Origin of the sequence: Shewanella schlegeliana, from assembly GCF_016765635.1 — a bacterium.
Lineage (GTDB): Bacteria > Pseudomonadota > Gammaproteobacteria > Enterobacterales > Shewanellaceae > Shewanella > Shewanella schlegeliana.
In genome coordinates this window covers 208,777-232,577 of sequence record NZ_JAESVD010000008.1, presented here as the reverse complement: position 1 = coordinate 232,577, position 23,801 = coordinate 208,777, and the positions used below count along the sequence as shown (strand labels likewise).

The 23,801-nt window shown below is 46.5% G+C and carries 24 protein-coding genes; 14 read left to right on the top strand and 10 right to left on the bottom strand.

Features of this window, described 5'->3' with window-relative positions; genetic code table 11:
- Positions 1-579 precede the first annotated feature (579 nt).
- The 7 genes from JMA39_RS15080 to JMA39_RS15050 all read left to right on the top strand — a co-directional run bounded on the left by JMA39_RS15080 (position 580) and on the right by JMA39_RS15050 (position 8,506).
- Positions 580-1,842: an efflux RND transporter periplasmic adaptor subunit gene (locus JMA39_RS15080; protein ID WP_202722674.1), complete on the top strand. Its 1,263-nt coding sequence runs from the start codon at positions 580-582 to the stop codon at positions 1,840-1,842.
- Positions 1,843-1,874: 32 nt separating this feature from the next.
- Positions 1,875-2,165: a hypothetical protein gene (locus JMA39_RS15075; RefSeq protein ID WP_202722673.1), complete on the top strand. Its 291-nt coding sequence runs from the start codon at positions 1,875-1,877 to the stop codon at positions 2,163-2,165.
- 79 nt (positions 2,166-2,244) lie between these two features.
- Positions 2,245-2,976, top strand: coding sequence for an ABC transporter ATP-binding protein (locus JMA39_RS15070; RefSeq protein ID WP_202722672.1), 732 nt, complete (start codon positions 2,245-2,247; stop codon positions 2,974-2,976).
- Between the two features lie 21 nt (positions 2,977-2,997).
- Positions 2,998-4,299, top strand: a complete 1,302-nt coding sequence (locus tag JMA39_RS15065) for an ABC transporter permease (protein ID WP_202722695.1) — start codon at positions 2,998-3,000, stop codon at positions 4,297-4,299.
- A 26-nt stretch (positions 4,300-4,325) separates the two neighbouring features.
- The gene (locus tag JMA39_RS15060) at positions 4,326-5,537 is read left to right on the top strand and encodes an ABC transporter permease (protein ID WP_202722671.1); all 1,212 of its coding nucleotides are present in this window, start codon (positions 4,326-4,328) and stop codon (positions 5,535-5,537) included.
- A gap of 125 nt (positions 5,538-5,662) precedes the next feature.
- Positions 5,663-7,108: a sigma-54-dependent transcriptional regulator gene (locus tag JMA39_RS15055; RefSeq protein ID WP_202722670.1), complete on the top strand. Its 1,446-nt coding sequence runs from the start codon at positions 5,663-5,665 to the stop codon at positions 7,106-7,108.
- Positions 7,109-7,138: 30 nt separating this feature from the next.
- Positions 7,139-8,506 carry a sensor histidine kinase gene (locus tag JMA39_RS15050; RefSeq protein ID WP_202722669.1) on the top strand — a complete coding sequence of 456 codons (1,368 nt, stop codon included), beginning with the start codon at positions 7,139-7,141 and terminating at the stop codon, positions 8,504-8,506.
- A gap of 92 nt (positions 8,507-8,598) precedes the next feature.
- Here the strand turns inward: JMA39_RS15050 and JMA39_RS15045 are convergent, their stop codons facing one another.
- The 3 genes from JMA39_RS15045 to JMA39_RS15035 form a co-directional block, all read right to left on the bottom strand.
- Positions 8,599-8,817 (bottom strand): DUF1272 domain-containing protein, encoded by a 219-nt coding sequence (locus JMA39_RS15045; RefSeq protein WP_202722668.1) that lies wholly within the window; start codon positions 8,815-8,817, stop codon positions 8,599-8,601.
- A 500-nt stretch (positions 8,818-9,317) separates the two neighbouring features.
- Positions 9,318-9,890, bottom strand: a complete 573-nt coding sequence (locus JMA39_RS15040; protein ID WP_202722667.1) for a TetR/AcrR family transcriptional regulator — start codon at positions 9,888-9,890, stop codon at positions 9,318-9,320.
- A gap of 22 nt (positions 9,891-9,912) precedes the next feature.
- On the bottom strand, positions 9,913-11,340 hold the full coding sequence (locus JMA39_RS15035; protein ID WP_202722666.1) for a coniferyl aldehyde dehydrogenase: 1,428 nt from the start codon (positions 11,338-11,340) through the stop codon (positions 9,913-9,915).
- Between the two features lie 170 nt (positions 11,341-11,510).
- Here JMA39_RS15035 and JMA39_RS15030 point away from each other — a divergent pair, with 170 nt between their 5' ends.
- The 3 genes from JMA39_RS15030 (at position 11,511) to JMA39_RS15020 (ending at position 12,922) form a co-directional block, all read left to right on the top strand.
- Positions 11,511-11,891 (top strand): SpoIIAA family protein, encoded by a 381-nt coding sequence (locus tag JMA39_RS15030; protein WP_202722665.1) that lies wholly within the window; start codon positions 11,511-11,513, stop codon positions 11,889-11,891.
- Positions 11,892-11,987: 96 nt separating this feature from the next.
- Entirely contained in the window at positions 11,988-12,419 is a 432-nt protein-coding gene (locus tag JMA39_RS15025; protein WP_202722664.1) for a universal stress protein, read from the top strand.
- Between the two features lie 59 nt (positions 12,420-12,478).
- Positions 12,479-12,922 (top strand): universal stress protein, encoded by a 444-nt coding sequence (locus JMA39_RS15020; RefSeq protein WP_202722663.1) that lies wholly within the window; start codon positions 12,479-12,481, stop codon positions 12,920-12,922.
- 96 nt (positions 12,923-13,018) lie between these two features.
- Here the strand turns inward: JMA39_RS15020 and JMA39_RS15015 are convergent, their stop codons facing one another.
- The 4 genes from JMA39_RS15015 to JMA39_RS15005 are packed head-to-tail and all read right to left on the bottom strand — an operon-like array spanning position 13,019 to position 15,816.
- On the bottom strand, positions 13,019-13,597 hold the full coding sequence (locus tag JMA39_RS15015) for a DUF924 family protein (protein ID WP_202722662.1): 579 nt from the start codon (positions 13,595-13,597) through the stop codon (positions 13,019-13,021).
- Between the two features lie 2 nt (positions 13,598-13,599).
- On the bottom strand, positions 13,600-13,881 hold the full coding sequence (locus JMA39_RS21425; RefSeq protein WP_331253380.1) for a PH domain-containing protein: 282 nt from the start codon (positions 13,879-13,881) through the stop codon (positions 13,600-13,602).
- A gap of 50 nt (positions 13,882-13,931) precedes the next feature.
- Positions 13,932-15,092, bottom strand: a complete 1,161-nt coding sequence (locus JMA39_RS15010) for a PH domain-containing protein (protein WP_308440725.1) — start codon at positions 15,090-15,092, stop codon at positions 13,932-13,934.
- Positions 15,082-15,816 (bottom strand): PH domain-containing protein, encoded by a 735-nt coding sequence (locus tag JMA39_RS15005; protein WP_202722661.1) that lies wholly within the window; start codon positions 15,814-15,816, stop codon positions 15,082-15,084. Before JMA39_RS15005 ends, JMA39_RS15010 begins: the two co-directional genes overlap by 11 nt.
- A 200-nt stretch (positions 15,817-16,016) precedes the next feature.
- Between JMA39_RS15005 and JMA39_RS15000 the strand changes: the two genes are divergently transcribed.
- The 3 genes from JMA39_RS15000 (at position 16,017) to torR (ending at position 18,230) form a co-directional block, all read left to right on the top strand.
- On the top strand, positions 16,017-16,313 hold the full coding sequence (locus JMA39_RS15000; RefSeq protein ID WP_202722660.1) for a helix-turn-helix domain-containing protein: 297 nt from the start codon (positions 16,017-16,019) through the stop codon (positions 16,311-16,313).
- Between the two features lie 281 nt (positions 16,314-16,594).
- Positions 16,595-17,332, top strand: coding sequence for a TorF family putative porin (locus JMA39_RS14995; RefSeq protein WP_373316344.1), 738 nt, complete (start codon positions 16,595-16,597; stop codon positions 17,330-17,332).
- Positions 17,333-17,519: 187 nt separating this feature from the next.
- Positions 17,520-18,230 carry a two-component system response regulator TorR gene (torR, locus tag JMA39_RS14990; protein ID WP_202722658.1) on the top strand — a complete coding sequence of 237 codons (711 nt, stop codon included), beginning with the start codon at positions 17,520-17,522 and terminating at the stop codon, positions 18,228-18,230.
- 41 nt (positions 18,231-18,271) lie between these two features.
- On the opposite strand, the gene JMA39_RS14985 is transcribed toward torR, so the two are convergent.
- From JMA39_RS14985 to torT, 3 genes are all read right to left on the bottom strand, one after another.
- Positions 18,272-18,790 carry a YdcF family protein gene (locus JMA39_RS14985; RefSeq protein WP_202722657.1) on the bottom strand — a complete coding sequence of 173 codons (519 nt, stop codon included), beginning with the start codon at positions 18,788-18,790 and terminating at the stop codon, positions 18,272-18,274.
- Between the two features lie 25 nt (positions 18,791-18,815).
- A complete protein-coding gene (locus tag JMA39_RS14980; RefSeq protein WP_202722656.1) occupies positions 18,816-19,349 on the bottom strand; it encodes a dihydrofolate reductase family protein in 534 nt (177 codons plus the stop codon).
- 123 nt (positions 19,350-19,472) lie between these two features.
- Complete coding sequence (gene torT / locus JMA39_RS14975) at positions 19,473-20,537, bottom strand: TMAO reductase system periplasmic protein TorT (protein WP_202722655.1); 1,065 nt, start codon at positions 20,535-20,537, stop codon at positions 19,473-19,475.
- Between the two features lie 82 nt (positions 20,538-20,619).
- On the opposite strand from torT, the gene torS reads away from it, so the two are divergent.
- Entirely contained in the window at positions 20,620-23,730 is a 3,111-nt protein-coding gene (torS, locus tag JMA39_RS14970) for a TMAO reductase system sensor histidine kinase/response regulator TorS (RefSeq protein WP_202722694.1), read from the top strand.
- Positions 23,731-23,801: the final 71 nt, after the last annotated feature.

Here is a 23,801-nt window from a genome sequence, read left to right as displayed (position 1 = left end):
GTTAAAAGGTTAAAAGCAGAAAACGCTAAGACGATTAAAGCTGAGACGAACGGCCTACCGCCTTGCGAACGTGACTGCGTCACTCACAGAACGCTGCGCTTACAGGCGAACAAGGGCCTAGGAAAGGCAAAGAAAGGTCCTAGGTTCTAGGAAAAGCAAACTGCAAAGACGACACAAGCAAAGACGGAAAGACGGTTTTAATCTTACTTTGTAGGTCGGGCTTTAGCCCGTCGTCATCACATTATCGTTAAGGGTGGACACTTAAAATGAAAGTGATTACTAATGCCTGAAACTGCTTTTCCGGCTTTCTCGTCTTTATTCTCACCGTCTTAGTTTGTATCGGCTTTTCCCGTCTTAGCTTTTTCATTCTTTCAAATCGGACACTTTCCCCATATCGGACATTCCCGCTAATTTATCGGACACTTTCGTGCTGTGTCCGCGGACACTTATAACCTTATAGACATTGCTGTTTTAGTTAAGTGTATGTTTGTTAGTTGTTTATTGTTTTTGGCATGCCCCTTGTATTAATAGACTTATCAATACGGTAATTGTTAACAACGGACACTTTAGGGAAAGAAGATGATTCAGGATACCAGTGCACAAGATGTAATAAAGCAGCAGAGCAAGGCGAGCAGATTGAAGCGTCCGCTGATGTTTGGTATTGCAGTCCTACTGGTTTCTGGTCTCGTTTGGTCGAGCATGGATAGCGATTCGATTGCCAGTTCCATTAAGCGCTCGGAGCTGAGGTTTGCCACCTTAGAGCGCGGTACCTTAGTCCGTGATATTCCCACTACGGGCAAGATTGTCGCCGCCAATGCGCCAGTGCTTTATAGCCCAGAGCAAGGCACTGTCACCTTGATTGCTAAGCCCGGAGACAAGGTTGAGCAAGGCGAGGTCGTAGCCACTATAGAAAGCCATAGGCTCACTAATAATTTAAAACAGCAGCAAGCAGTGCTTGAGGGGATGAAAAGCTCGTTGGAGCGTGCTCGTCTCGATGCTCGCCGCCAGCAGCTTAAGGCCCTGCAAACCTTAGATATGGCGAAAGTGGACTTAGAAGCTGCCGACCGTGAAAGCCGTCGTGGTGATCAGCTAATCGAGTCAAAGCTGATCAGTAAAATCGACTTTGAAAAGAGTAAAGATGATCTGCATAAGGCGAAGTTGCTGTTTGCCCACGCGGGTCAAGAAGCGCAGTTGATGAAAGATACCTTGACCTTCGAGCTTAAGAACACCGCTCTAGAAGTTGACCGACAGGCACTGGTGGTCAAAGAGCTCGAACGTCAAGTGGCGGCGCTCGATATCACCGCGCCCGTTGGCGGGATTATTGGTAACTGGCTCACGGAGCAAAAGGCACGTATTGGGCAGAGCCAATCCATCTTGACCGTTGTCGATCTTAGCGCCTTTGAAGCAGAGCTTGCTGTGCCAGAGTCTTACGCCGATGAGTTAGGCATAGGTATGGCGGTTGAGTTGAGCTTTGGTTCCGAAAGAGTGATGGGCGAGCTGTCTTCTATCTCTCCAGAGGTGCGTAATCGTGAAGTGACCGCCAGGGTAAGATTTGAGCAAACTGACAGTTTGCTGCTGCGTCAGAATCAGCGTCTTTCGGCGCGAGTATTACTGGAGCACAAACCCGATGTGTTGATGGTTAAGCGCGGGGCTTTTGTTAATAGCGGTGGCGGCCAAGAGGTTTATGTGATGCATGGCGATATTGCCGAGCAAACATCGATCCAGTTAGGCGCACGCAGCATGAGCCATATCGAAGTGATCCAAGGCGGCCAAGAGGGTGATATTTGGGTGACGTCAAGCATCGAGCCATTTAACAAAGCAGCGCAAGTGATCGTTCGCTAACTGAATAAGGAAGCCGAATATGGAAGCTGACAATGAATAAAGCAATTAGCAGAGTTAATAGCAAAGTTAGTCGCAAAGTTAAGCAGATGAACAAACATCAAGCCATTACCGCAGCGGTACTCATGTTGTTGGTACTAGCGGTGCAGGTATCGACCGATAGGGCGGGAGACTGGATGTTTATCGGGCTTAACCTGATTGAGTTTGGCAGTGGTGCAGAATCGAATTTAAGTACAGTGTCTGATGTCGCGCTGAGTGATGGCCAGATTATTGGGCAGCTAATCAGCCGTACTCTCGAGTGCCTCATTTCATCGCTTACCCAATAAGCGGTTTAAATCAAAATGAATACAGATCACCAAGCCGTTTTTAGTGTGATGGATAAACAGAATTAAAGGAATATAGACTATGTTATCGATGAACAACATCAGCAAAGTATTTAAAACGGATTTAGTGGAAACCCATGCATTACGAGACTTTAACTTAGAGGTTAACGAAGGCGAATTTGTTGCGGTTACCGGACCATCAGGTTCGGGTAAAACCACCTTTTTGAACATTGCTGGATTACTCGAAGGCTTTACCCATGGCGACTACTTTCTCGATGGCGTCAATATTTCCAACTTGAGTGACAACAAGAGTGCGGCTATTCGAAATGAGAAAATCGGTTTTATTTTTCAGGGGTTTAACCTGATATCTGACTTAAACCTTGCTGAGAACGTCGAGGTGCCACTGCGCTATCGCGGTTTTAATGCCAAAGAGCGCAAAATCCGTGTCGAGCGCGCGCTTGAGCAGGTCGGGCTTGCCTCAAGAATGAAGCATCTGCCTACTCAGCTCTCTGGTGGGCAGCAGCAGCGCGTTGCTATTGCTAGGGCATTAGCGGGTGAGCCTAGATTTTTACTCGCCGATGAGCCAACCGGTAACTTAGATAGCCTAATGGCGCGTCAGGTGATGGAGTTACTTGAAGATATTAACAAGGCGGGTACCACCATCATCATGGTCACCCACGATGCGGATCTTGCTCGTCGGGCTCAGCGTAATATTCAGATTGTCGATGGCCAGGTGTGTGATTTCACCATGTACCAAGGTGGCCAGTCAGAGCAAAAGCCTCTGACCATCGCCGATGCTGCGTCAGTAGCTTAATGGTTTGCTAAGGAGAGCATGATGTTTTTTTATTATCTGGATCTAGCTTGGCGCAGCATCAAGAAGACGCCGTTTCTATCTCTACTGATGATCCTCGCCATCTCTATCGGCATAGGCATCACTATCACCACTTTGAATATCTACAAGATGGCATCGATTAATCCTGCTGGCGAGCGCTCATCGCAGTTATTTGCGGTGCAGCTGATGAGCCACGACAATGATACTTGGGAGACGATTAACGAGCAGATCACCTATCAAGATGCGATTAATCTCAGCCAGAGTGATGTGCCAGTAAAGCAGGCAGCGATGTTTAGAACCGGCCTTGCTGTGCAGACTGAGGATGTCAATTTCTCGCCCATTTTAGAAAGCGTGCGGGTAACAGGAGGTGACTTTTTCGCCTTGTTTGATGTGCCGTTTATCTATGGTCGCAGCTGGGACAAGCAAGTCGATGAAGAGGGCGGCTACAAGGTGGTCATTAGTGAGGATATGAATAAAGAGGTCTTTGGTGGTGGCGATAGCGTAGGTAAAACGCTGCTACTGAATCGTAAACCTTATCAAGTGGTTGGCGTCATCGAGAACTGGAACCCGAGCCCTAAATATTACGACGTTAACAACGGGGCTTTTAATGACTCCGCTCGTGTTTATGTGCCTTTCTCACTCGCGCCTATCGAGGAGTATGAAAGCTGGGGCAATAACCAAAGCTGGCGTCATGAAGATATACGCACCTATCAAGACAGACTGAACTCTGAGATGCATTGGCTGCAATATTGGGCTGAGTTAGATACCAGTGCAAAGCAGCAAGAATACCAAGAGTGGTTAGGACGTTACGTGGAGCAGCAACAGCAGGTTGGCCGTTTTAAGCGCCCCGATGCTCGCGGTGAGATTCGAGATGTCGCTCAGTGGTTGAACTTTAACAAAGTCGTCTCAGAAGACAACAAGGTCTTAGTGGGCTTAAGTGCGCTGTTTTTGGTGGTCTGTTTAGTCAATATGCTGGGTCTACTCTTGGCTAAATTCTTAAAGCGCGCGCCAGAAGTGGGGGTCAGGCGAGCCATTGGTGCCAGTCGTTTACAGATCTTCTCTCAACATCTCGTGGAAGTGGGCTTAATTGGCTTTTGTGGTGGCGCTCTTGGGTTGTTCTGGGCTTGGATGGCACTGTACTTCTTATCCTCTAAATTCGATTTGGAAGCCTCACTGGCGCAACTGGATCAAAGCATGTGGCTGATTGCCCCTGTTATCGCCGTTAGTGCTGCCATTGTTGCAGGCATTTATCCCGCATGGCGTATCTGCAGCACTAATCCCAGTGTTTATCTCAAGAGCCAATAAAGTACAGAATGACAAAGGACTTCATTATGTTTCAAATTAAACCCATATTAAGCATGTTAATGCGTAATAAAAGCGGCCCTTTATTACTGCTAATTCAAATCATCTTGTCGGTGGCAATTGTTGCCAATGCCAGCTTTATTATCGCTGAGCGTGTAGGCCTGATAGCTAGAGAGTCTGGGATTGTAGAGTCGGAGGTCTTTGATTTAACGGTTTATAATTTCGATGAATCTATTATTGCTCACGAGCAGAACCTGATTGACGTCGAGATTATACGTAACTTAGATGGCGTCAAAGCTGCAACCTCAAGCAGTATGACACCACTCAGTGGTGGCGGTTGGTCTTCTAACTTCTCCTATGGCACGAGTGAGGAGGAGCGTAAAGATACTCCAAATGCAGCGCTTTATTATGGTGATGAGCAGATGTTGTCAACCTTAGGGGTAAAGTTGATTGAGGGGCGTAATTTCTATCCTGATGAGGTGAGTAGTGGTGGCCCTGAGCTGGCAAGTTTGGCGATTGTCTCTGCTGACTTTGCTAAAGACACCTTTGGTGATGAACCCGCAATCGGTCAAGTGATGTATCGCGGCAATATTGGCGATCAACCAATGAAAATTATTGGTGTGGTCGAGCGCTTGCAAAGTGCTTGGGTTGATTATTCAAATATCAATCGCAGTGTGATCCTTAATACTGAATTGGGATCCGCTTTCACTCGATTCTTAGTGCGTGCGGATGAGTCAGCCATTGCTGATTTAAAAGAAGCAATTCCAGCAGCGCTGCATAAAGAACACCCTAATCGTGTGGTGAGTGGCTTCACCACAATCACTGAGCATCGCAACAGCTCATACCGTGACCATGAGCTGATGGCGACGGTGCTGTCTATGATGGTGGTGTTATTGCTGCTTATCACCTCTTTAGGCCTTGCTGGTATGGTGATGTTTAATATTGAGCGCCGCACTAAGCAGATAGGTACACGTCGAGCCCTTGGGGCGAAGAAGCGCGATATTGTTAGCTTCTTTCTAGTGGAAAACTACTTGTTGTGTCTCGTTGGGGGGCTGCTCGGCGGCTTGATTGCGGTGCAACTTGGTCAGCAATTAATGACACTTTACAGTTTGCCTAAGCTAGAGCTTATCTATCCGATAGCTACGGTGGCAGGCTTACTGGTACTCACCACCATAGCAGTTATTTTACCAGCACAAAAAGCGGCAAAAATCTCGCCAGCAACAGCCACTCGTAGTGTGTAACTCGCACTGTTGATGCGTAGAAATGTTATCTAATTATTAACCAGGTGTGAGCTTTTCTTTAACTCTGTTTGGCTTTCAGTTAGTTTTATAGTCAGCCCTCTAACACAATTAATAATAACGAGTTTATGGATAAAATCCTGATTGTCGATGATAACCAAGCTGTGTGTAATGCCTTGGCCTTAATGCTAGAGCTCAATGGTTATCAGACGCTTACCTGCCTATCACCCGATGTCGCTCTCGAACTCGTGGGGCTACATGATGTGGCGCTGGTGGTACAAGACATGAACTTCACCCAAGACACCACTTCTGGTGAAGAGGGACGCAGTCTGTTTTATGCTTTTAGACAGCAACAGCCGAAGCTGCCAATTATCTTACTTACCGCCTGGACTCAGCTTGAACTAGCCGTAGAATTAGTCAAAGAGGGCGCGGCTGACTACATGGGTAAACCTTGGGATGATGCAAAACTCCTAACCAGTATTAATAATTTAATTTCGCTGCATCGTCTGGCAAAAGATAACGCCAAGCTAAGCCGAGTTGAAAACCAACGTATGGCAGCGATTAAAGATGCCGACCTGTGCGGCATCGTCTTTAATAGCGGCGCGATGCAGCGCTGTGTCGATCTAGCGCTGCAGATTGCTAAATCTGATGTGTCGGTGCTGATCACAGGGCCTAACGGTGCAGGTAAAGATAAGCTCGCCGATATTATCCACGCTAATTCATCGTTAAAGCAGCGGCCCTTTATCAAGGTTAACATTGGTGCGCTACCGATGGACTTACTCGAAGCTGAACTGTTTGGCGCTGAAGCGGGCGCTTTTACTGGGGCGACTAAGACTCGCATAGGCCGGTTTGAAGCCGCCGATGGTGGCACACTGTTTTTAGATGAAATTGGTAATCTGCCACTTTCAGGCCAAGTGAAACTGCTTCGCGTATTGCAAACTGGTGAGTTTGAACGACTCGGTAGCCATCAAACCCGCAAGGTGAATGTTCGGGTGCTCAGTGCCACTAACGCCGATTTGGCGCAAGATATTCAAGCGGGGCGATTTCGTGAGGATCTCTTCTACCGCCTTAATGTGATTGAACTGCCATTGCCCGCGCTTAAAGAACGTAAAGATGATGTGTTGCCCTTGGTTGAGCACTTTATTGGCACTGACTTTTCACTATCTCATCAGACTCAACTGGCTCTACAGGCACCCCCTTGGCCAGGTAACGTCCGCGAGTTGGAAAATGCCTGTAGACGAGCGGTGATTTTGGCGAGTTCGTCTGAGTTAACCGTTGAGGATTTTGGCCTTGAGTTACACAGCGAGCCGACTCTAGATTCTAAAGGCTTGTCTAACCCTTTGGAGACTGAAAAAAAGTCGCCGATTTCGCCGACTGAAGTAGATGTTGTCCAAACTGAATTGCGACCCAACTCAGAGGTAACTTCTGGCGCTGCTACGGCGCGAGATGAGAAGGCAAGTATCGAGTCGGCATTAGCGCAACACCGGGGCGTGATTGCACGGGTGGCCAAATCTTTAGGCCTGAGCCGACAAGCCTTGTATCGGCGTATGGAAAAATATGGCATAGATAAATAATTTACTCTGGGAAAGGACAATAATAACAATATGAGTCTGAAGCTACAGATTTCACTTAGAGCGAAATTGATCCTCAGTGCCGTTATGGCATCAATGCTGGGCTTAGTGCTGGCGTTTGGCAGTCTGTTAGGGCTTGGCTCCGAAGAGCTAGTACAAGAGGTCAAGCAGCAAAGCGGCTTGTACTTGTCGATATTACTGGTGGCATTGCTCTTGGTGGCAGGGTTGAGTTATCTAGGGACGCGTCAACTAGCCAGCAACCTGATGGCGCTTGAGGTGGGGTTACTCAACTTTAAAGATAATGACTTTAGCGTGAGCATTCCAGTGAGCGGAGATAGCCAGTTAAAGGCATTAGCAAAGCTATTTAACGAGTCGGCGCAAACCCTACGAAAAGAGCGGCAATATATTTACCAGCGTGAATTGTTACTCGATAAGGTGATACAAAGCTCGCCCAATGTGATGCTGCTACTCGATGATGAAAAACGGATAATCTATGCCAACGATGCGGCGCGACATCTGTTTAATAACGGGCTGCGAATTGAAGGAATGTCGCTGTCGCAACTACTGAATGAGGCCCCCGAAGCCTTGGTGGGGGCGCTTAACAACCCCAAGGATGGCTTGTTTTCGCTTAGTCGGGGTGGCGATGAAAATGAGCTAGAAACTTGGCACCTATCCCGAGGACAGTTTCTATTAAACGGTCAGTTCCACCACTTAGTACTACTAAAGCAGCTGACTAGAGAGCTGAACCGTCAAGAGGTTGCGGTATGGAAGAAGGTTATTCGCATCATCAGCCATGAGCTGAATAATTCGGTGGCACCGATAGCCTCAATGGTTAACTCTGGAAGAATGATCACGAAAGAACTTAATGACCCAAAGCTAAAGCTGATTTTCGATACCATCGAAGATCGTACCAGCCATCTTAGCCAGTTTATCTTCAACTATGCCCGCTTCGCTAAATTGCCGCTGCCAACCAAGGCGCCAGTTGATTGGCTGAGGTTAACCGAACAGCTTAGGCAACATTATCAGTTTACGCTTCTTGGGGAGTTACCTCAGCGAACGATGAGCTTCGATCTTATTCAGATGGAGCAGGTATTGCTGAACTTACTCAAAAATGCGCATGAATCAGGTTCAGATTTAACTAAGATAAGCTTAGAGATCAGAGAGCTAAACTTGGCCGATCCAACTCAGGGGATCTGTATCGAAGTTAAGGATGAAGGCTTAGGTATGTCTGCAGAGGTGTTGCAGCAGGCACTGCTACCTTTTTACTCGACAAAACAGTCTGGTACAGGATTGGGCTTACCTCTTTGTCGTGAGATTGTTGAGGCTCACGATGGCACTATTAGCTTGCATAACCGCGATAAGAAGGGCTTATGTGTGAGTTTATGCCTACCTAGGTGTTAGGCTTTATGGTGTTGATTGACTAGATGTTAACGAACTAGGAAACAATAAAGGTCAGCAAATGCTGACCTTTTGTGACTGATAAATGCCCCTCACTACACAGAGCATTTTTTCAGTTCGGGGGTAGAGATTTGTACTGGCTGAATTAATCGAGTCGGCCTTAAAACTAGGGTGCCTTGGCAGTGCTCGCAGATGTAACGCAGCTCTTCGCTACAGCGCTTGCAATAGGTACACTCAAGTGAGCAGATATAGGCGACCTCTTTACGCGCCAACTTGGTTTTGCACCGTCGGCATTCGGTTTTCATTCTTAACATATATTCACTCCTTCGAATAATGCATCAAGTAACGCGATAACTGTAGCAAGGCTAAGGTTTAAATCCGTTATCGCATATCAAGCTAGGCTTTTATTGTGTTCCTTCATTTCGTCACAAAAAGCCGCAAAGCTTGAGCATTTATACGCTTCATCTTTCCATGATTCTGGCTGAACTATTAAAGTATCTCGTATCTCGCTAGTTAGGCTTTCATAGCGTTCCTTAACTCCGTTACAAAAAGCCGCAAAGCTTGACCGTTTATACGCTTCATCTTTCCATTATTCAGGGTTGTCTATCGTATATCGCGCTCGCTAAGCTTTCATCGCATTCCAAAACATTGCAAAGCTTGAACGCTTATACTCTTCATCTTTCCATTATTCAGGGTTGTCTATCGTATATCGCGCTCGCTAAGCTTTCATCGCATTCCAAAACATTGCAAAGCTTGAATGCTTATACTCTTCATCTTTCCATTATTCAGGGTTGTCTATCGTATATCGTGCTCGCTAAGCTTTCATCGCATTCCAAAACATTGCAAAGCTTGAACGCTTATACTCTTCATCTTTCCATGATGTTGGGTTGTCTATAAAGTATCGCGTTGCCGCTAAATATTGGCCATGGCAACTCTCTAACATCAAGGATAGCGGATAATCTGCTAAAACACCTGCTTTTTGCCCCTGTTTGATGAGCTGTCCCATAAAGCCTAATATGCTATTCATTGCCTGTAATCTGACCTCCGATGCGATCGATGGAGACATCGAATATTGCTGGAAAAACTCCTGCTTAAGGGGATTTTCCATCGCCCAGTTTATGGCAACCTGCCATAGGTTTTGAGCGTCTGTTTTTAACTCCCCCTTTTGACTGATTTTTGACTGTATAGCATCGGCAAACTCCTGCTTAATCGATAGGTACAGGTGGTTGATCAGCGCTTCTTTTGAGGGGAAATGATGAAACAGGGTGCCAGTTGCCACCCCAGCTTTTTTGGCAATTGAGGCGGTGGAGGTGGCATAAAAGCCCTGGCTGACAAATAGTGTCAACGCTGTGTCCAATATGGCTTGTTTTTTATCGATACGACTCATCGGGTTCACTGCTCAGTTGCGATTAACGTAGGAAAAATTTCATCAATAGGCGCTGGATAACACCACCATAGGGGGGGTGGACCAGTTTACCTGTATTGAGATATTTACCGCGACTGAGCACTGTTTTAGCATGACTGAAGGTTAAGAAGCCCTCTTTACCGTGATAGTGTCCCATGCCCGATGGACCAATCCCACCGAAGGGGGCGTCATCGGCTGCAACGTGAAATACGGCTTCGTTAATGCAGACGCCGCCAGAGTGAGTGTGATTCAGCACATGTTGCTGAATCTCTTTGTCAAAGCTCATTAGATATAAGGCGAGCGGGCGAGGACGCTGGTTAACGTAGTTTATTGCCTCATCGATGCTGTCATAGGGGATGACAGGCAGCAGTGGACCAAAAATCTCATCTTGTAACACTAGCATCTCATCAGTGGCATTGCAGATAAGCTGAGTCGGTATCTTGCGCTTGTCGCTATTAATAGCTTCATCGTTGGCGCTAATAATACAGGCACCTTTACTCTTGGCATCATCGAGTACCTGGATAAGCCTATCAAACTGACGTTGATTAATCACACTGCCGTAGTCTTTGTTGTCACTCACTTGGCCATACATGCTGGTGAACTTCTTCTTATAAGCCTGAATAAAGCTATCGACCTTAACACGAGGAACGAGCACATAGTCTGGGGCGACACAGATCTGTCCGGCATTTAAGCATTTACCGTAGATCATACGTTCAACGGCGGTAGCCATGTCGATATCATTAGCCACGATAACCGGCGACTTACCGCCAAGTTCGAGTGTGACAGGGGTGAGGTTGTCGGCAGCGGCGCGCATTACATGGCGGCCAACTGTGGTTGAGCCAGTAAACAGCAAGTGGTCGAACGGTAGTGATGAAAACGCAGCGGCAACCTCGGCCTCCCCTTCAATACAAACCACATGTTTGCTATCAAAGATGCTGCTTAACATCGTCTTGATCACTTGATTGGTTTCTGGGGTGAATTCCGATAGCTTGATCATCGCGCGATTACCCGCGGCTAAGGCGGTGATAAGTGGTCCAACTGACAACATGATAGGGAAGTTCCACGGTACGATAATACCAACCACGCCTAATGGCTGGTAGTGCACCTTAATTTTGGCTGGCGACAGCAGCAGGCCTGCGTGGCGGGAGCTTGGCTTCATCCACTTCTTGAGGTGTTTGAGGCTGTAATTGATGTTGTTAATGCAGGGCATGATATCGGAGATCATGCTGTCATCAATCGAACGATTACCATAGTCACGGCTTAGTGCGGCAACGAGCTGCTCTTGATAGCTGAGGATGGCGGCTCTTAAGCTCTTTAGGTGCTCAATTCTGGCGTCATAGCTAGGTGCGGGCTCATTTACATAGCAGTTGCGCTGTTCGATTAACATTTGCGACAGTGATTTTGCTGCCTGATTGCCTATGTGCATATTCATTAACTTAACTCCAGATTTGGCTTTAAAATGACCGACTGATTAGTCGGTCTGATGGTAATGAAATTTTTATTAAAGATCAAATAACAGGTAGAACTGTGACCAAGATCATATTCAATAATCGTCAGAGTTTTAGAATTAGAGAGACTTACTTAGTTAACTAAGGATTAAAAATGAGTAGCAATGTACATGGAATCTCTGTGGGAATAGAGCGTAGTGGCAGTAAGTTTTATATGACGTTTGTTGCTGTCGGTAAGCTTACCCATGAGGACTATGAGTATATGGTTCCTATGTTGGAGTCGGCGATTGCTGGGGTTGAAGAGCCTCAAATCAATGTATTAGCCGATATTAGCAAGCTCGATGGTTGGGAACTACGGGCTGCATGGGACGATCTAAAGTTAGGTGTTGCTCATGGCAAGGCGTTTGAGAAGATTGCCATCGTCGGAGAGGGAAAGCTGCAGGAGTGGGTGACTAAAATGACCGACTGGTTTACCCCTTACGATGCGAAGTTTTTTGATAGCAAAAAAGAAGCACGTGAGTGGCTTAATGACTAACCTTATTAGTAAGGAATTAGTATTAAGTCATAGTTTAAGTCTTTGCCATAAAAGCGGTATTCACCATGGCGATAGCAAGTGATGGAGGAAATAGTTATGCGTAGTCGTCAAATTTTATGTCCAACGGACTTTTCTGAGACTGCTTCTCATGCACTAAAGTATGCGATTGAAATGGCAAACTTATACCATGTAGGTCTACGTATCGTGCATGTTATTGAGCAGCCGATGGGAGTCGATAATTATCAAATTCTCACGGTTACACCTGAAGAGTTAGCACAGAGTATGGAAGACTCTGCCGCAGAGAATATGAAGCAGTTATTAACCGAGCTTAAGAGTGATCTCTCGGTTGAGTCTGTGATCCGTCATGGTAGCGCCGCTGAGCAGATCCTTAAAGAAGCTGAGGGGGCTGAGGCGGGGATGATAGTGATTGCCAGCCATGGCCGTACCGGGATCTCGCACTTCTTGCATACAAACGTGGCAGAAGCCGTGGCTAACCGAGCAAAATGCCCGGTATTAGTCGTTAAGTAGTTGCTGTATTAATTACAGTATTAATGGCAATCAAGCGTAGGCTTGATTGAGGAGAAGGTATGCGTACTCGACAAATTTTATGTCCAACAGATTTTTCATTAACGGCGTCCCATGCGTTGAGCTATGCCATCGAGATGGCGAACCTATATGGTGTAAGCCTACGCCTAGTGCATGTGATGAGTGAGCCTTTTAGTGAACATCATTACGGCATTGCAGTTGACTCGGTGGAGCAACTCGATAGACAGGTAGAGGCTGCGGCAACTGAAAATTTAGAGAAACTGGAGCTGAAGATCCAGCAAGGGCTTAATCATGGCTTGACGGTGAAAACCGTGTTGCGTAAAGGCGACGTGCTAGATGAGATCCTTGAAGAGTCCGAGGTTGGGCAGGTCGGTATGATAGTGATAGCAAGCCATGGTCATAGAGGGATCTCACATCTACTAAACCCTAATATCGCTGAAAGCTTAGCCAATAAAGCCAAGTGCCCGGTACTGGTGGTGAAGTAAGCTTAGCTCGTGGTTTAAATGCGGTATTAATTGGGTGAAAAAGAGCAGCCACACATTAATTTGTGTGGCTGTTTTCATTTGTGCTTATACAAATTGCTAAAAACTCGATCCGGGTTGCATTAAGAAGCTTATTTCTTCTGCGGTTGATTCACGACCTAGAATCGCGTTTCTGTGTGGATAACGGCCAAATTGATCGATAATCGCCTTATGCCTAAGCTCAAAGTCTAAATTGGCTTTGGCTGCGTCACGACTGAATAACCTCACCGCAATCTCGTGTATTAATGGCGACTCGCTATGCATAAATGGCATAAACAGAAACGGCACCTGCTTCGCCTTTAGTTCGGTGTCGCTATTGAGGGCGACAGCCTCTTGGGCAAGGACTAAGGCGAGGGGATCGGCAGCAAATGCCTGCGGAGTATCACGATAGATATTGCGGGAGAACTGATCCAGCACGATGATTTCAGCTAGTCGCCCCTGCGGAGTTGCTCGCCAGTGATAGAGCTCACCTTGCACAGCCTGCGTTAACAAGCTGGCATAGCGTTGCTTAATCAAGTCATCAAGCTCACTGTCTTTTATCCACCACTGCTTAGGCTCAATCTCCTCAAACCAGAAGTGGATAATCATGTCTGGGGTGATCGCTTGCTGTGATTTATGCTCTGTGGCTAGTTTGTTCATAGCTATATCCAGTTTCGGTTGTCGTTATGAATAAGCACGAGTGCGCGCTCTGCGATCGTTCGTGCCGCAATGATAGAGATATAAGGTAGTTTTACTGTACCACTGGCGAGACCAATTTCAAGGTTAGCCAAGCCACTGCGTTTCTGATTAGGAGACTGAGTAATCGCCACATGCTGAACCTTAGTGAGTGCTATAAGCTGCCAGCTTCGCCCAAGTAGCCCTGAGTGGAACCAAAGGTTATTGCCCTCGAGTTTATAGCCATATTGGCGATACTTTAAGTAAATGGCGATACAAAATAGAGTGGCAGCTATCCAAAGTAGATCGGTAAACAGATTTAGCCAATAAAATAGGTGTTAATCGCAGGTACTAATAACGGCAGTAATCCACGACGCCAAAACCAACCTAAATGAATGTGCTGATATTGGTTAGGCAGCGCTAGGGCGTTAGCTTCTATCCCTTTAAGCTCGGGCAAAAGCTCGGCGATATCGGCTCGACTCATGCTGGGAACTAGCATGTTGGTGCTACCACGCTGTTCCACTTCGTGGCCTTGGACTTGTTTAAAGTACACAGTCCAAAGCTTGAGTAAGCGTCCCACTAAGGGTTGATAGAACTTAACGACCTGAATTCGCCTAATGGCAAGAGCATCATTCTGTTTGGCAATAATGCCACCGGTGCGATGCAAGGTATTACCACTGCGGCTGAGTTTATAGGGGAAGTATTTGAGAACGGCGGATGCGATGGATAGCAGTGAAAATAGCAGATAGAAGAGCACCAGCGCCATTGAGGCAAAGATAAGTTGCAGTACAATACTGACGCCAATATTGACCTCATACCAAGCCATAAATGATTGCATTAATTGCAGGTTTTCCATCGACTCCCAATCGAGCTGTCCTAAGATGGGGCCTAAAATAACCGCCAACCAAATAGCATTATTTTGATAAAGCCCAAAAATAACTAGCTGCTTTAGACTCTTGCGGCTTAGGGTGTTGTTCAGTTTTGTTTCGAGCTGCTGTGTCACATCGTGTTGTTGCGGGCCATGTTCGGCCATCAACTGCTTTTTAAGACTGAGGGCATCTTTATAAGCTAGCGCCGATAACTCAGCCTCATTCTTCTTTGAACCGGCGGTTTCTACGACGAGTCTATATAGCCCCATGGGACGAAAGTAAAGCGGCTGCTCTAAACGGATATTTTGGATCTTATTGAATGGAAGCTCATCGGCCTTCTTAAAGATAATGCCGTGCTGGATATTAAGCTTATCGGTTTCGACTCTAAAGCGAAATTTGAGCCACTGCAGTACACTAAAAATGAAAATAGTCATCACCACTGCGGCTACTGCAACTATGATCCAGGGGCTGCTAAAACCTTGTTGCCATCCAGTGTAGACCAGAGGTACAAGGGCATAGCCGCTACTGAATAACTGCCTTGTTGTCAGCAGGGTAAAGCTGATAATCGACCATGGCGATAATGAGGTCCAGTCTGAGAACTTAGGCGTCATCGTTATGGCTTTCCAAGGTTTTTATGGTGGGAGCCGATGCATCGGCTTGACTCTGGATATCTGAACGGACATCGGCAGAAGTATGAGCATTAGCAGCCTGCGCTAGCAGATGTTGGCGTAGATGCTCGGCGGTGCGCTGATCAATACCGGGCAGCTCTATCTCAGCCGAGCCACTACCGGCGCTAAAACACTTGATGGTCGAAAGGTTGAAGTGACGCTCTAGCGGACCGTGGGAAATACTAACATGCTGCAATCGTGAGTAAGGTAAAGAGGTGCGCTTGACCCACCAAAAGCCTTTCTGCATTAAAAACTCATGTTCACAAGTGGCATAAGCTAAAGATTTAGCGTGTCGATATCTCAAATAACCTATGGTGCAAAGGAGCAGTATTAACCCTGTGAGAGTGATAACGAGCAAGCCTAGGTTTAGTTCGCCTGACAGAATAAGCCCTAGGGAGGCGGCAATAAATACCAGCGTGCCGAACAGAAGGCTTTCAGATAACACTTGGGTATAATGGTTATTATCCACTGGCTGCAGAGGAACCTGATCGAAGCCTTGCCAATCATCTCTTTCAATGATGCGATGAGGTTCGTTAGCGACATAACTCTTGCTATCGCCCTTTATGCCTACTTGCTCTGAGGTGGCGGACATTGGGGGAACGGGGTTCGAATATTCTATCTTACTCTTTATCTCGTTAGCCATTTCGTTCTCTATTTCACTATCCATAATCCCTGCCCGTAGTCGCTACGCATTACACGGCTTATTTAAGACACTTGTTTAAGACACATTAGCTTAATCGACTATATCAGTATGTCGTGCCACATCGCCATAGAGAGACATATTTGGCAACATATTGGTGGCGATAATGTTGCTATTTATTGTAAATAAAGTAATTTATCGCTAACACCCTCAATAATTATAATGCCATGAGCCTCAATTTTACCGAATCGAAACAGCAGAAAGCTTTTCTAAGAAAGCTCTATATTGCTTACCTTATCGATAGTGAACGTCACAATTTACTGTCACTGCATAAAGCAACCGAGATGCCTCGTCGAACCCTGCAAGATGCCATTGCCGCCCTTGCTGACTTAGCGATAGAGTGTGAGTTTGTGCAAGAGGGGCAGCGCAATAATGCAGGTTTTTATCGGATTAACCATTGGGGCGCCATTAACCGAGACTGGGTAGTACAGCATCTAAGCGAGATCCAAGCTCAACTTAGCTAACCATTTCTCATCTTTAACAGGGAGCTCTTTGCTCCTTGGCGTACTGTTTCTCACTCCATTAAGCCTGCTCATTACACTGTATGTGCCTTTGATTGCACAACTGATAGAGCAGTCAAAACGACTATGAATGAGCGCAGGCTAAACTCATTCATTCATATTCATTCACAATGTTGGGTTTTTAGTTCATATCTACTCGTAAGCTCATTAATAACTTATCAGTACTATTTGCTCTAGACTTAGGTTGATACATATAAATCGAAACAAATATTGGGATGATGATTATGAAATTTACACATGCGATTATGCTTGGCAGTTTAGCGATGGCGAGCATGGGCTCAGCTGTTGCTGCAGACGATAATGAGCTCTTCGGTGGTGAGATTAGCGGTAACGTTAAGTTTGCTACAGACTATGTATTTCGTGGCGAGTCTGAAACTATGGATGGCGATGTACCTGTGGTACAAGGCACCTTAGGCTGGGCAAATGACGACGGCTGGTACACAGGTGTGTTTGCTTCAAACATCAAGTTTGCCGATCCTAATCTTGAGATTGTCACCGCGCCTTATATCGGTAAAGCGGGTGCCTTTGGTGACAGCGGGTTTACCTATGATGTGATGGTATTTTCATATCTTTATCCTGGTGCTTCATACTCAAACTACACCGAACTTTGGGTTCGTGTTGCTAAGCAGTTTGGTCAGGCTAATGTGCAGTTAGAAGTCACGCCTACATTAGATGACTGGTTCGGTGTCGATGGTTGGCAGGGCGTTAACTATGCGATTCACCCAAGCTATGACTTCAACAATGGCGTTATGCTATCGGGTTCATTCGGTTATCAAGATCTTGATGGCGAAGGTGCAGAGGGCTGGACTCACTGGAACCTAGGTGTTGAAGCGAACTACGTTGGCCTAACTTTCGATCTTCGTTATCACGGTAGTTCAGTCGGAGACGACCATTTAGTTTACGGTACTCAAACTGAAATATTCGATGACCGCGTTGTATTTGGGGTTAGCAAAAGCTTCTAAGTTAATAATCTCAAAGTTATTTTTAAAAGCCAGCTCGAATTGAGCTGGCTTTTTTAGTTTTAGCAATCTTTTCAATTTGTCACCAAGCTCCTCAACAGCTCGCTTTACGTGCTAACTTGTGTATATTATGTGGCGCAATTTTGTAGACACTTCTGTCTATAGAGGTGGTTTAGGGTTGAGGTGGTATATGGGTTACCGGGTTCTGGTTGTTGATGATGAAGCTGTCATCCGAGCTAGGTTAAAAGGTTATTTTGAGAAAGAGGGCTATGAAGTGCTCGAAGCTCAAGATGGTGACCAGATGTGGCAAGAATTTGAGCGCCAGCATATTGATCTGGTTATGCTCGATATCAACTTACCCGGTGTCGATGGTTTGAGCCTTGCGCGCGAGCTGCGTAGCAAGAGTCATGTGGGGATTATTCTCGTCACAGGCCGCGACGAAACCATAGATAAGATTGTTGGACTAGAGATGGGCGCCGATGATTACGTCACTAAACCTTTTGAGTTACGTGAGTTGTTGGTTAGGGTCAAGAATCTTCTCTGGCGCATGTCTCTGGTGAAAAAAGCGGTCGCCGATAGCGCCGAACAGGTCGATGCCGACGATAATATTATTGCCTTCAATGATTATATTTTAGAGCTAAATAGCCGCCAACTGACCCATAATGGCGAGGCGATTAAGCTCACCAAAGCCGAGTTTGAACTGCTCACCGCCTTTTCGCTACATCCTCAACAGGTATTATCTCGCGAGCGATTAATGATGCAAACCAGCCACAGAGATCAGGATGTCAACGACAGAACAATCGACGTGATTATTCGCCGTCTACGCAATAAGTTATCAAGCGATCTGTTTGTTACTGTCCACGGTGAAGGCTATCTGTTTGCAGCAAAGGTGAAGGATTAAAACCGTCTAGCTCGTCGCTATGGATGATGGCTGTTGCTGTTTCACTGTTCTATTGATGCTATTGATTCAAATTTGGCGAGGTTTGCTCGCTCTCTACCCATCACTGACAACTCATGCTGCATAAGCTGCTGCAACTTCGCTCCACTAATAGGCGTTTTTGCTTCTATATAATGAAAGCGAAGCTCTGGAAATAGCTGACTAAAGATCAGTTTAGCGCGAGGCATATGAAATTCAGATGTGACCAAACAGATTTCGCTAAAGCCATGTTGCTTGATGATAGGCATAGATAATGTGCCATTTTCAAAGGTAAAGCGGCTGAGGGCGATATCGGTAAAGGCATCATTGGCTACGCCTTGTTCAATCAAGTAACGCTGACAATAGATAGCATGTGGCGTGGTGGTTTGATTAAAGTGTTCACCAAAGCCACCTGTGAGGAGTAGTTTGCACTCAGGGTGCCGTTGATATTCAATAAGCGCAGCTTGGCAGCGAGACAGGGCAATATCTGATAAGTTGCCTTGGTTATCGTTGGGTGAACCTAATACCACTATGACTCTATTCATATCGCTAACGCGCTCAAATCTGTCATTATCTCTGCCTAATAAAGCGATTTTGCACTAAGTAATCGACCAATCTCTCGGCTTTCACATGCTTAAACTTAAGTGGTGAGGCTAGTTCGCCGAATAGGGATATACCGCCACCGAGTAGCACCGGAATGGTGGTAATGATCAGTTCATCAATTAAGTCCTCTTGTAAGAAGCTTTGAATCGTCTTGCCGCCATCGATGTACAGCTCATGATAACCTTGAGCATTAATCTGTTTTAGTACCTCTTTTAGCGGACCTTTAACCAGAAATACCTTTCCCTCTAGCCCTTCAGGTACCCGAGTTAACGTATTACTCAACACAAAAACAGGCTTTGTGTAGGGCCAGTCAATACCGAAACTAAGCACTACTCCCAGGGTGTTACGTCCCATCACCAAGGCGTCGATACGCGTCATAAAGTCACTAAAGCCAAGATCTGAACCTTCTGGATTGGGGATGTCATGTAACCAATCAACTTTGTTATCTTTGTCTGCGATGAAACCATCGAGACTAGTCGCGATATAAACGATATTAGGCATAGGTATTTCTCAATCAAAAACGCTAGTTATATTGGATTGCAGGGGCACTTAGGTGAGGTGCTGTCATTACCCCCTCAATATCCATAAACGAAATTGCTTCTTGTCTTTTGTCTCTTTCAGTTATCAATAGCCAGTATTGACCCGATAAATGGGATAATAGTTCGCTGGTGGCAGGCTAGTTTTAAGCACGTCTTTACTGATGTGCTGCGGGTATAGCGTTTTTATCTTGGGGCCAATATCGCCAAACGCCTTTGCGCCTTCAAGCTCCCTCACCGTAATGTCGATGGCGAGTTTTCCCTGTAATACCACCTTATCGTCGTTACTAAACTCAACTTTCCCACGATAGATCCCTCGCAATACGGCTGGAGAGAGGTAGCTGCTAATCAACTTAACTTTGTCTGTGAGTTGCTTTTGGCGCAGTATGCTGACACCCGCTTCAATGGCAACGGCACTACCGAGAATATAATCTGGTGTCTGTTCAGCAAGTAATGCTTCGAGTTCATCACGGTAGAGGTTGCGGTTATTGTCGGCGTGATGCACGGCGCTGATGCTTACGAAACTGTCTTTCAGTGCCGCAGACAGGCCTTGCTCAACATAATCACTGCCACCGAGCTTATCGGGGCCGGTTAATAGCGCAAGGGTGACCGGCTCTTTGGCTTGATGCTTGATAAAATCTCCCGCCATAAAGCCCATCTGATACCAGTTAACACCGACTCGCGTATTCACTTTGGGATGCTTGATTCGGTTGACTAACGCAATCACAGGCTTGTTGATGGGGGCTTGATAAAAATCTAAGATGTCAGGACGTACGCCGCCAAGCAGTATCGCATCAAAGTTGTGCTTCATACAGTTATCGAGTTGACTCAGCTGTTTATCTTGAGCGTAATAGCCTCCTGCCTCGAAGAGTTCGAGCTTAAGGTTTAGTGCTTTAGCCTGCTGCACTAACCCATAGTTTATGCCAGTCCAGTAAGTGTCTTTCAGATGTGGCACTAAGGCGCAAATCCGCCAAGTTTTTTGAGCGGTGGATAGTGGAGTGAGCTCTAAAGATTTAGTTTGCTGCAGTACTTCTTCATAAGGGGTTCTCTGTTCTAAAGACCAGGAGGGTTGTGTGTTGGTCGCGCTTACCTGTAAGGCTAATAAACTTAAGCTTACAAATAGTAATAAACGCTGCTGTAAAACTTTGACCATGGTTAACGTCCCTATGAATTGATTAAATATTTAATGCAATTGGTATAATATTGTACCAGCTTAATAGATAACAGTGAGTGTATTGTTTTTGCCAAAACCTCCTTCGCCTAAATTATCTCTATCGAGAAAAAGCCTGATTGGCCGTCTTATGTTGGCTTTTGGTTTACTCGCCTTACTGCTGCTTCTACTAGTTAGCCTTGGTAGCGTGAGTCTGCGCTGGGTTCAACAGGCGGATAAATACCTGTATAACCGTGCTTTACCCGCTTCCGAAGCCGCGAGTGAGCTGGCACTTTCTAGTAGTGCCTTGGCCGAGAATGCCGGGCTGTTAGGCCAGACAGAAGATGAAGCTCAGCGGCAGTTTGTTGGGCGCAAACTGTCCATTGAAAGTGCGACTATGCTCAGTGCGATTAAAGTCCTCAAGGCACTAGAAGTGAATTTTGACTTAAGTCTTGAGCAGAGTGCCTCGGAGATTATTGGCGATACCTCTAAGCTTGGCGAGCAGGTGGGTCAACGTATCCAGGTGGCTTATAGCTTGAAAAAGCAGGGACGGGAGTTAGTTAATGCGGCAAATAGAAGTACCGAGTTGCTGCTTGCGGAACTGGCGATTGTCGATTCGGCGATCTTATCTAAACTCAGTCTGGCTTATCCTGATGCCGTCGGTACAGAAAAGACCGCTCAGCTACTCGATACCCTAATCGAACAAGATTTAGATACTCAGGAGCGTCTTAACCGAGCTCTGAAAATTGTCCACAACATCGCCTTAATGGGGCAGATGTTCCAGTCTCCGGAGTTAGAGCCGGGGAGCTATCCGCTGCTGGGTGATATTGGTAGCCAAGTCACACCCGTTGCCACTCTCGTTGGCGAGTCAGCTAAAGTGGCGCGCTCTCAGTCAGAGTCGGCTGAAGTGAAGAGTGGTATGACGCATTTAGATAAGAGCATAGGTAACTCTCAGACTCGCTATCTTACGTCTCTCACTAGCTTGACCCATATTATCCGCGATCCTGACCGAGCCAATACTTTAGCGAAGCAGTTTGCCATATTACAGACTTTGCCAAGCAGTCTCTCCTTGCAAAAAGAGTACGCTCAGTACCATAGTGCGCAGGAGTTACAGCTACAAATCATCACAGATAAGCTGGATGTGCTCAATAAGGTGGTCGCCAACGCGATGCAGTTGCAGCGCATTGAGGCGGACAATGCCCGAAATAATTACCTCAAGCAACTCAGTTGGGCAAAACTGGGTCTATGGACGACGGGTTTATTGATGTTTCTGCTGATCTTCGTCGTGGTCTACAAAGTTATTTATCGAGGTATCGCGCTTAAACTCGATGCGGCTACTAAGGCGCTTGCCCAGCTGAGCTTAGGTAATACTGCGGTGACTATTGATACCCAAGGCGATGATGAGCTTGCTGCTATGGCCAGTGCCATAAAGGCCTTTAGGCAAAAAACTGATCATAACCAGAAGCTACAGGCGGAGCTACGTGAGACAGCTGCCGAGTTATTTGAGCATAAGCAAGCACTGGAAGCTAAAGTCGAAGAACGAACATTGGAGCTGGCCGAGGCAAATATTAAGTTAGATCGAGAGGCCAAGGGGCACGTACTCGCCCGAGATATGGCAGAGCAGGCTAACCAAGCCAAGTCGCTGTTCCTCGCCACCATGAGCCATGAGATCCGTACGCCACTCAATGGCCTATTAGGCACTTTGACTCTGCTAGGACACGCTAAGTTACCTCCGGCGCAGCAGCAACTATTGGCATTGTCGCAATATAGCGGCACCTTACTGCAAACGGTATTAAACGATATTTTAGATTTCTCGCGCCTTGAGCAGAGAAAACTTGCCAATGAGCCCCGCGCCGTCGATATCAATGAGTTGCTGGAGCAGGTGGTGGCTATCATGTTGGCAGGGGCTGGACTTGCCGGATTAACCCTGCGCTCTCACCATAGCAACCTGCCTAAGTGGATCTATATCGATGGGCCTAAACTACGGCAAGTATTGCTAAACCTATTGGGCAACGCGATTAAGTTTACCCCTCAGGGGCAAGTCGACTTGATTGCTGAAGTTAAAGGCGGCTTGCTGCAATTTAAGGTGCAAGATACAGGCGTCGGTATCGATTCAAACGCGATGAAAAAGCTCTTTAAAGCCTACAGCAATGATCCGAGTAAGGGACGAGATAGAGGAACCGGACTCGGGCTCGCGATTAGCAAGCAGCTCGTCGAGCTGATGAATAGCGGCAGTGATATCGAGACCCGTGGTGTATGGGTGACGAGCGAGGAGGGCAAGGGTAGCTGTTTTGGTTTTTCACTGCCGCTGGTCGTTTGTGACAGACCTGATTTTGAGTTGCAACAACAAGTGGCTCATACCCAGAGCAAACACCTGTTAGTTATCGAAGATAACAAGATTAATGCCATGGTGGCTCAAGGGTTCCTTGCTCACCTTGGACACACCTCTGTGTTAGCCAAGAGCTGTGAAGCCGCGAGAAAAGCCTATACGGTGCAAAGTGCGACACAGTTTGATGCCATCATGCTTGATATTCAACTCGGTGACGGTTCGGGTATTGAGTTGCTAGAAGATCTGCAAGAGGTGAATGAGCAAACCGGGCATCAGCTCGATATCGCCGCCTTTACCGCTCAGCTGCAAGCCGACGATATGGAAAATTATCAAGCTAAAGGCTTTAACTTAGTCTTGATGAAGCCGCTGGATATGCAGGCGTTATCTGCTTGGCTTGGCAGCGCCGAACCTCTTGCTGACATCGACACTTCTGATGAAACAGCCTTGAGCCAATCAACAGCCTTGAGCCAGCAGACAGCCGAAGATGAAGTCCTCATTGAGAGGAGCGGTTCCATAGTGAAGAATAGCACAGATGCTGAACTGCTCGATGAGGCTCAGCTAAGCCAAGACTTAACCTATCTCGGATTAGACACAGTGATAGAGCTGGCTAGGATCTATCAGCAAACTAGTGAGGTACACTTAGAGGGTTTGCTAAAGCCAGATGCTGATATGAAGCATATTCTACATGCATTAAAAGGCAGTAGCTCGAATATGGGGCTAGGCCCGCTGTCGGCTCGCTGTAAGGTGCTAGAAAAGTCAGATCTTACACAAAGTGAATATCAAGCCGTTGAACATGAATCGCTAAAGGCATTGTGGCAGGCGTCGTTAGTTGCCTTACGCGGGTGGATTGCGCTGAAACAAGAGTAATAGTATGCCTAGCTAATTATTAGACATAAAAAAGCGTGAGAGAACTTAAGTTCACTCACGCTTTTTTGTCA